Source organism: Nocardiopsis quinghaiensis (genome assembly GCF_008638365.1).
Lineage (GTDB): Bacteria > Actinomycetota > Actinomycetes > Streptosporangiales > Streptosporangiaceae > Nocardiopsis > Nocardiopsis quinghaiensis.
Genome location: NZ_ML703342.1, coordinates 59,217 through 66,656, shown reverse-complemented (window position 1 = coordinate 66,656; position 7,440 = coordinate 59,217). Strand labels below are relative to the sequence as shown.

The following is a 7,440-nucleotide window of genomic DNA, read 5'->3' as shown; positions in this document are numbered from 1 at the left end:
GTAGTGTGGGGCATCGAGGGCCTCCTGGTGGTTGGTGTAGACGTCGCAATCCACACCGATACCGGAGGCCCTCTTTGTGTGTGTCAGCCGGGTGGGTGTTACCAACCTCTGTGGTCAGTACATCTAGCCGTCGTGGCGTCGTTTCCGCCCGCGCTCGGAATCCCGGGCGCCCTCGTGTCCGTCGGCCACCGGGTCGTGGGAGGTGTCGCCCACCCCGCCCTCGATCGTGTGCGCCTGGATGAGGGTGCCCGACACGTTCCCGGTCACCGTGTTGGTCGTTCCACTGTTCCTCGGGGTGGGCGTGGAGGCGGTCCCGCCGTCGTCCGCGGCGGAGGCTCGGCGTGCCGTCCACACGGCCGTCGCCAACGCTCCCACGCCCGCGGCCAGCGACCCGACTCCGGACAGCTGGGAGAGCTGGTTCAGGTCCACGAGGAACCGGAACAGGACCCAGGCGCCCCCGAGCACGACCGTCACCGACACCAGAAGCCACACCCACAGCCAACGCATGCGGACATTGTGCCCTGCCCGGTGGGGCGCGGGTAGGCGGTTCGCCCGAACCGCAGGCGCCCGAGGACGGCCGTCCGAAGCAGGTCCGGGCCCGCGAGCCGGGCAAGCTCCCCGAACGCTCCCGGTGGCCGGTTCCGGTCACAGGTGTGCGGCGTGGTGAAAGGAGGCGTAGACGACCGCGGGCTTGGCTAACGTGTCCTGTCTGTACGGGCTTCCCCACGGCGGGGGAGCGTCCCCTGGTCCCACGGTGTGAGGCAGGTACCCCCATGACCGACACGGCACTGCTGGAGCGGGCGACCGCTCTTCTGGTCAACGCCATGGCCACCAGCGACGACCAGTCCTGGGCCCGGGTACGGCAGGCGTGCACCGCCCTGTCCTCCCAAGCCCACAGGGCGGTGGACGCCGAGCTGGAACTGAGCCGAGGCGAACTGCTCCAGCGGCCGGAACTGGCCGAGGAGGCCATCGGCGAGTGGAGGACCAAGCTGCGCCGGCTGGTGGAGGCCGACCCCCACGCCGCAGCGGCCCTGCGTGAGCTGGCCCGGACCCTGGCCGGCCAACGGGGCGGCCGGGTCGCCGAGGGCGGGGTGTCCAACACCATCATCGGCGACGTGTCCGGGACCGCGGTGCAGGCCCACACCATTCACGGCGGCGTCGGCAACACCGGTTGACAGGAGGACCACGTCGACCAGCGCGGTGCTCCGTCCGGGCGGGAGGACTCCGTGGAGCGGCTCCGCCAGGCGCCCGGGGCCCGGTGGGAGCGGGCGCCCGCTCCCACCGGGCCCGTCGGGGTCAGAACAGTTCCCTGCGGCCCGCCAGGGAGTCGAGCCACTGGTGCAGGTAGCCCGTCCAGTCACGTCCGGCACCGTCGTGGTGGTTCACGGTGAAACGGTGGAAGGTGTCGCGGCCCTCGGAGAAGAGCAGGCCCGGCTTCTTGTCCAGTTCCAGCACCACGTCCATGCCGTGCTCGTCGGTGACCAGGGACAGCTCCAGCTCTTTCAGGCCCTGGTAACGGCTGGGCGAGTAGAACTCGATCTCCTGGTAGAAGGGCAGCCGCTGCCTGGTGTGGGCGATGCGGCCCCGCTCCAGGTCGGCGTGCTTGAAGGTGAACCCCAGCGAGAGCAGTGAGTCCAGCACCGCGGCCTGCGTCGGGAGCGGTTCGACGCCCACCGGGTCCAGGTCCCCCGGGTCGACCGCGTTCGCCACGTGCAGGCGGGTGTTGACACCGATGTTCATGTGGTGCAGGTGGCGGCCGTGGTGGTTGGTGAGGGGGGTCTCCCAGGGGACGAAGAGCTCGAAGGGCACCTGGAAGCGCTGCCCCGGGACCAGGGTCGCCCCCTCGCCCAGGCGTACGCGCTGGAACTCCATGTCACTGTTGACCTCCTGGTCGCCGATCTCGGACTCGACCCGGGCCTGGAGACCGACGGTGAGCTGCTCGATCCGCTGCTCGACGTCACCGCCCTCGATGACGACGATGCCTCGCAGGGAGCCGCCGGGGGCGGTCACGGACGAGTCCAGGGAGGTTTCCACCGAGGCTCCGCCGAATCCGATACCGGCGAGCAGGCGCTTGATGACCATAGATACTTCCTCTTCCCGGTGGGTGCGTGGCCGGGACTTCGGGGATGGCAGGGGCACCCGGATTCTGGGGACGCGGCCGTGTCCGTGGGGTCGGCCGGCCGCATCAGTGTGGGCGCCCGGGTTCAGTGGTGCCCGGGCGCTCGTCTAGAACAGGCCGCGCTCGCCGGCGATGGCGTGGACCCATTCGTGGAGCTTGGCCGCGATCTCCTCGGGGTCGGTGTCCTCGTGCTCGATGCTCAGGCGCAGGAGGGTGTCACCGCCCTCGCCGAAGAGGACGCCGGGTTTCTTGTCCAGCTCCAGCACCACGTCCACACCGTCGTCGTCGGTGAGGAAGGTCAACTCCAGCGAGTTCAGGCCCTCGTACCGGCCTGCGGCGGAGTACTCGAACTCCTGGTAGAAGGGCAGCTTCTGGCGGGTGCCGGGAATGTTGCCCTTCTCCAGGTCGACGCCCTTCAGGCCGAAGCCCAGCGCGTGCAGCGCCTCCAGGACCGCGGCCTGGGCCGGAAGGGGCTCGATGAGCAGCGGGTCCACGTCCTTGCGGTCCAGGGCCTTGTCCACGTGCAGGCGGGTGTTGAGGCCCACGTTGTCCAGGACGTGCGTGCCTGCGACGGAGGTGATGGGCGCCTCCATGGGGACGGTCATCTCGAAGGGAAGCTCGAACTCCTGCTCGGGTCCCAGTTCCGTCTCCTCGTCGATGACCGTCTGCTCGGCGACGACCACGTCGATGGTGTACTCGCCCGAGTGCGTCTCGCCCTCGGAGTCCTCGTACTCGTACTCCTTCTCCACGTTGGCGCGAAGACCGACGCTGACGCCCTCCAGCGTCTGGGCGACCCTGCCCCCGGTGACCCTGAGGGTGCCGGTGACGGTACCGCCCGGCTGGACGGTGTCGTCGTCCAGGGTGGTCTCCACGGTGGTACCGCCGATGCCGACACTGGCGAGCATGCGCTTGAGGATCACAGCGTTCTCCTGCCTAGGTCCCTACCCGAGCGCCAGGGGTGCGAGCTTGTGGGACCGGTTGGGGGCGGTGGGGGATCCGGCGCTGTGTCGGTAGGACGCGGCGCCGGCCTCACCGGTTTCGGCATCCGTGGAGTTTTCCGTGCTTTCTCCGGTCTCAGCCGCTGCGCGGGGACAGTCCGCGCATCAGGGCGCGCAGCCCGAAGCCGAAACGGGCCTCGGCCTCGGCGGCGTCGGGAGCACCTTCCTCGTCCTGGTGGCGGACCTGGTGCACGACCGCGCCGACGCAGTAGGAGTGCACGGCGTCGGCGGCGCGCTCCACCTCGTCACCGGACAGGCCGGCCTCGGCCAGGGCGCGGTGCATCAGGGCGCGGGTGGCGTCGGTGCTGGGGGTGTGCGGGGCGCGGTGCACCAGCAGGGACAGTGCGCCGGAGAACTCCAGCAGGCGGGCGCGGTAGGCGTGGGCCCAGTCGGTCAGGCGCACGTCCCAGGGCCGGTTGTCCTCGGCCTCCTCGGCCTCCGGCGCCTGGCCGTCGGAGTCCTCGCCGGCCTCCTCCCCGGGTTCCTCCCCGGGTTCCTCACCGGGTTCGGTGGGGACGGTGCCGCTGGGCGCGGGAGAGGCCACGTAGGCGGCGATGGCGTTGAACAGTTGCTCCTTGCCCAGGGGGAAGTGGTGGTAGATGGCCATGGCCTCCACCTCCAGGGCGTCGCCCAGGCGGCGCATGGACAGTCCGCCCAGCCCGCGTCCGGCGATGATGTGCAGGGCTTCGAGGATGATGCGCTCGCGACTGAGTCCGGCGTAGTTCCTGCTCACAGTGGTCCTTTCGAGGGAGTACGCCGTAAAGGTGGCAGATGCGGGAACGGGCGGCCACCACCGACGCACGGCCCGGGTCGCCAGATGATATTCGTCACCTCTAGAGTGGCCCCGAACACCGATTCGCGTGTACGGAGCGCACACATGGGACTTGCCAAGCAGAGCACGACACAGGCGCGTCAGAGGCTGGAGGCCGACCGGAACCTGGCTGAGGGGCTGCCCGAACTCCTGCGTGCGGTGGCCGAGGCGCAGGAGGCACTGGACCAGGCACGCGAGTGGAACGCACCGGTGGAGGAGCTCCACCAGCGCGGGGTGGCCCTGGACGAGGCGCTGACCGAGGCGATGCGGGCCGCCTACGCCAGGGAACGGACACTGGTGGGGCCCAAGGGGTACGTGGACCGGATCTACCGGCGCAAGCGGCTGGCCCGTCCGGAGGTGCGTGAGGCCACGCAGACGGCCGAACGGCTGCTCACCGCTCGGGAGACCCACCGTCTGCACGGGATCCAGCGGGTGCCGCCCCGAGCCGCGTGAACCTGCCGGCCACGGTGCGTAGTCGCGGTGCGGCCCACACGCGGTAGGTTGGTGTTCGGCCCGTCCCGGGGCCGGACACCGCAGCAGGTGAGTGGGGAGCGCAGTAACAGATGGCGGATTTCATCCGCATCGATCCGACGTCGAAGGTACCGCCCTACGAGCAGATCAGGTCGATCGTGGCGATCGCGGCCGCCAACGGCGAACTGCCGGTGGGCTACCGGCTGCCGACGGTGCGCGCGTTGGCGGGTCAGCTGTCGGTGGCGGTGAACACGGTGGCGCGTGCCTACCGGGAGCTGGAGCAGGCCGGGGTGGTCGAGACCCGGGGCCGCTCGGGCACCTTCGTGGCCGCGAGCGGTGACGACCAGCGCGCCGAGGCCCTGGCCGCCGCACGTGCCTACGCCGAGGTGATCTCGCGGGTGGGCCTGGACCACGACGAGGCCGTGGAGATCCTGCGCGCGGCGCTCGGGAGCTGATCCGTTCCCACCCGTGGTGGCCGTTACCGGTCGGCTTCCACCCCTGCTGAACGACGCGCGTTGCGGCTACCGTCGGAAGGCGTGCCGCCACCCCGGGCGGCGCGCGCACCGAGGGAGGCGCCGATGGGCAAGGGAACTGGTGGACGAGCGGGAGGAAGCCCGTCGGGCGGCGCGTCCTCGCGCGCTGGGGGCCGCGGCGGTGCCGGAGGGAGCGTCCCGGGCCGCGGCGCGGAGTGGGGCCCGGGCGGGCGCCGGAAGCGTCCCGAGGTCAGGCCGGAGCTGAGCGGCAACCGGCGGCGCGACGACTGGTACCACGATGGCGACGACGACGACCACATGGTCGCCTACGCGGGTGACCGCCGTGTGCGCTCCTACGAGGAGGACAACCGCGGCCTCTACCGGCCACGTCCCGGCGCGGTCATCGCGCGGGTGGCCGTCGTCCTGGTCCTGCTGGGGCTGGTCGCCGCGCTGCTGTTCCTGGTCCTCGGCTGAGCGGTCCGGCCGGTCCGGAGGTCAGCGGCGCAGGCCGACGACCGATACGAGGTAGAACACGATCAGTCCGAGCCACACCAGCGGCAGGGCGGCGGGGTTGCCCAGGGCGGCGGTGATGCCGGAGATGGGGATGCTGACGCCCAGGCACACCAGGGAGAGCACGAAGCGCACGGTGTTGGAGGGCATTCCGGCCTTGGCCGGCGCGGCCCCGCCCTGTGCGGCCATGTGGTGGCGGACGCGCTCGGCGATGGTGTCGTCGATCCGCTCGACAAGGGAGGCGGCCACGGCTTCGTCGTACTCGGGGCCGAGTTCACGGCTGGCGTGCAGTGCGGCGGCGACCTCGTCGTCCCGCTGGCGCGGGGGATGGTTCGTCATGCCCCCATCCTGGCACCGCCGTGCCGCCCGCGGGAGGTCACGAGCGCGATACCAGGGACGAACCAGGGTTTCCCCGAGGCGATCGACGCCTCGCGGACACGGCTCGGGGCCGCCCCCGTCTGGGAGCGGCCCCGGTGCCCGGTCCGGCCGAGCCTCTAGCTGGCGAAGTCCAGCAGCTGCTGGGCGCGGCTGGGGTGGCGCAGCTTGGACAGCGACTGCTTCTCCAGCTGACGGATGCGCTCACGGGTCAGGCCCAGGTGCTTGCCGATCTCGTCCAGGGTGCGCGGGCGCCCGTCCATCAGGCCGAAGCGCAGGGACATGATGGTGGCCTCGCGCGGCTCCAGGTCCGACAGCGCGTTGCGCAGCTGGTCGGCCATGAGCTGGCGGTCCACCACCTCGGAGGCCTCCGAGGCGTCCACGTCCTCGATGAGGTCGCCGATGCGGGTCTCGCCGTCCTCGCCGATGGTGGAGTCCAGGCTGATGGGCTGGCGGGTGACCCGCAGCAGCTCCTCGATCTGGGTCGGGGTCTTGTCCAGCTCCAGGCCCAGTTCCTCCGGGGTGGGCTCGCGGCCCAGCGCCTGGTGCATGTCGCGCTCCAGGCGGCTCACCTTGCTCAGGAGCTCCAGGACGTGCACGGGCAGGCGGATGGTGCGCGCCGAGTCGGCGAAACCACGCTGTATGGCCTGGCGGATCCACCACATGGCGTAGGTGGAGAACTTGAAGCCCTTGGTGTAGTCGAACTTCTCCACGGCGCGGATCAGGCCGAGGTTGCCCTCCTGGACCACGTCGAGCAGCGACATTCCCCGGTCGCTGTACTTCTTGGCCACCGACACCACCAGGCGCAGGTTGGCCTCCAGCATGTGGGACTTGGCCTTGCGTCCGTCCTCGGCCACCCACTCCAGCTCGTCGACCTCGGCCTGGGCCAGCGGGAAGGACTCGTCGACCTCGCCGTGCTTGCCGAGCCGGTACTCGGCGTAGAGTCCGGCCTCCACGCGTTTGGCCAGGTCGACTTCCTGCTCGGCGGTGAGCAGTTGACGTCGGCCGATGGCCTTGAGGTAGGTGTGGACCGAGTCGCCCATGGCGGGGGACTGGTCGTCGAGGTCGGCCTCGCCGGTCTCCGGGTCGGTGGTGGCCTGGGTGTTCTCGGTCTTGGCGCGCCGCGTGGAGCGGGCCTTCCTCCGGGTGGAGGGGCCCTTGCGCGTCGCGGCCTTGCCGGATGCGGCCTTGATTGCCTCGTCGGTGTCGGGCACCGTGGCGATGAGAGTGTCTTCCAGCACGTCGTCCTCGGCGTCAGGATCGGCCACCGGTGTGGAGTCGTCGCCCCCGTTGGCGAGACGGACTCCGTTCTCGGTGAGTTCACGCAGGATGGATCGGCCGTCGCCAGCGGAGACTCCGGCCTCGGAGAAAGCGGTACGCAGTTCGGAGAGGGACAGGTGTCCCTGCGCGCGTCCGCGGGTGAGCAGATCAGCCAGGGTCGCGTCCGCGGCCGCGCCATCGCTGTGAGCGGTGTCAGCGGGGACTTCGGCGGTGGGTGCCGAAGCGGCTGGGGCAGTGCTCGTCATCTGGGCACCTCCCTCCCTTCCAAGGCGTGTGGCACGCGGCGGGCGGTTCCTGCCGACTGGACGCGCCAATATGTCCAACGTGTCAGGGAGTCAAATGTTCCCTGTCTCGATTGGATCTCAGCCGAAGTGGTATGGATCACTGTCCCGAGAGTGGCAA

The 7,440-nt window shown here is 70.6% G+C and carries 10 protein-coding genes; 4 read left to right on the top strand and 6 right to left on the bottom strand.

All coding sequences use genetic code 11. The features are described 5' to 3' along the window. Positions 1 to 123: 123 nt before the first annotated feature. Complete coding sequence (locus tag FYX01_RS04370; RefSeq protein WP_150237798.1) at positions 124 to 507, bottom strand: hypothetical protein; 384 nt, start codon at positions 505 to 507, stop codon at positions 124 to 126. 266 nt (positions 508 to 773) lie between these two features. Here FYX01_RS04370 and FYX01_RS04365 point away from each other — a divergent pair, with 266 nt between their 5' ends. Then, positions 774 to 1,175: a hypothetical protein gene (locus FYX01_RS04365; protein ID WP_150237796.1), complete on the top strand. Its 402-nt coding sequence runs from the start codon at positions 774 to 776 to the stop codon at positions 1,173 to 1,175. 121 nt (positions 1,176 to 1,296) lie between these two features. Here the strand turns inward: FYX01_RS04365 and FYX01_RS04360 are convergent, their stop codons facing one another. The 3 genes from FYX01_RS04360 to FYX01_RS04350 form a co-directional block, all read right to left on the bottom strand. Further along, on the bottom strand, positions 1,297 to 2,082 hold the full coding sequence (locus tag FYX01_RS04360; RefSeq protein WP_150237794.1) for a sporulation protein: 786 nt from the start codon (positions 2,080 to 2,082) through the stop codon (positions 1,297 to 1,299). Between the two features lie 144 nt (positions 2,083 to 2,226). Next, complete coding sequence (locus tag FYX01_RS04355; RefSeq protein ID WP_150237792.1) at positions 2,227 to 3,039, bottom strand: sporulation protein; 813 nt, start codon at positions 3,037 to 3,039, stop codon at positions 2,227 to 2,229. A 154-nt stretch (positions 3,040 to 3,193) separates the two neighbouring features. Further along, a complete protein-coding gene (locus FYX01_RS04350) occupies positions 3,194 to 3,850 on the bottom strand; it encodes a TetR/AcrR family transcriptional regulator (RefSeq protein ID WP_150237790.1) in 657 nt (218 codons plus the stop codon). Between the two features lie 144 nt (positions 3,851 to 3,994). On the opposite strand from FYX01_RS04350, the gene FYX01_RS04345 reads away from it, so the two are divergent. The 3 genes from FYX01_RS04345 (at position 3,995) to FYX01_RS26000 (ending at position 5,346) form a co-directional block, all read left to right on the top strand. Beyond that, positions 3,995 to 4,381, top strand: coding sequence for a hypothetical protein (locus FYX01_RS04345; protein WP_150237786.1), 387 nt, complete (start codon positions 3,995 to 3,997; stop codon positions 4,379 to 4,381). Between the two features lie 110 nt (positions 4,382 to 4,491). Then, a complete protein-coding gene (locus tag FYX01_RS04340) occupies positions 4,492 to 4,854 on the top strand; it encodes a GntR family transcriptional regulator (RefSeq protein ID WP_150237783.1) in 363 nt (120 codons plus the stop codon). Between the two features lie 123 nt (positions 4,855 to 4,977). Then, the gene (locus tag FYX01_RS26000; protein WP_190394170.1) at positions 4,978 to 5,346 is read left to right on the top strand and encodes a hypothetical protein; all 369 of its coding nucleotides are present in this window, start codon (positions 4,978 to 4,980) and stop codon (positions 5,344 to 5,346) included. A gap of 21 nt (positions 5,347 to 5,367) precedes the next feature. Here the strand turns inward: FYX01_RS26000 and FYX01_RS04330 are convergent, their stop codons facing one another. Both FYX01_RS04330 and FYX01_RS04325 read right to left on the bottom strand, forming a co-directional pair. Further along, positions 5,368 to 5,721, bottom strand: a complete 354-nt coding sequence (locus FYX01_RS04330; RefSeq protein WP_150237779.1) for a hypothetical protein — start codon at positions 5,719 to 5,721, stop codon at positions 5,368 to 5,370. 155 nt (positions 5,722 to 5,876) lie between these two features. After that, complete coding sequence (locus FYX01_RS04325) at positions 5,877 to 7,283, bottom strand: sigma-70 family RNA polymerase sigma factor (RefSeq protein WP_150237777.1); 1,407 nt, start codon at positions 7,281 to 7,283, stop codon at positions 5,877 to 5,879. Between the last annotated feature and the right edge of the window lie 157 nt (positions 7,284 to 7,440).

What these genes read in the sequence shown, in the direction of transcription:
- FYX01_RS04365 (WP_150237796.1), top strand. Translation starts at nt 774, where the DNA reads ATGACCGACACGGCACTGCTGGAGCGGGCGACCGCTCTTCTGGTCAAC.
- FYX01_RS26000 (WP_190394170.1), top strand. Translation starts at nt 4,978, where the DNA reads ATGGGCAAGGGAACTGGTGGACGAGCGGGAGGAAGCCCGTCGGGCGGC.
- FYX01_RS04340 (WP_150237783.1), top strand. Translation starts at nt 4,492, where the DNA reads ATGGCGGATTTCATCCGCATCGATCCGACGTCGAAGGTACCGCCCTAC.
- FYX01_RS04345 (WP_150237786.1), top strand. Translation starts at nt 3,995, where the DNA reads ATGGGACTTGCCAAGCAGAGCACGACACAGGCGCGTCAGAGGCTGGAG.
- FYX01_RS04330 (WP_150237779.1), bottom strand. Translation starts at nt 5,721, where the DNA reads ATGACGAACCATCCCCCGCGCCAGCGGGACGACGAGGTCGCCGCCGCA.
- FYX01_RS04360 (WP_150237794.1), bottom strand. Translation starts at nt 2,082, where the DNA reads ATGGTCATCAAGCGCCTGCTCGCCGGTATCGGATTCGGCGGAGCCTCG.
- FYX01_RS04370 (WP_150237798.1), bottom strand. Translation starts at nt 507, where the DNA reads ATGCGTTGGCTGTGGGTGTGGCTTCTGGTGTCGGTGACGGTCGTGCTC.
- FYX01_RS04325 (WP_150237777.1), bottom strand. Translation starts at nt 7,283, where the DNA reads ATGACGAGCACTGCCCCAGCCGCTTCGGCACCCACCGCCGAAGTCCCC.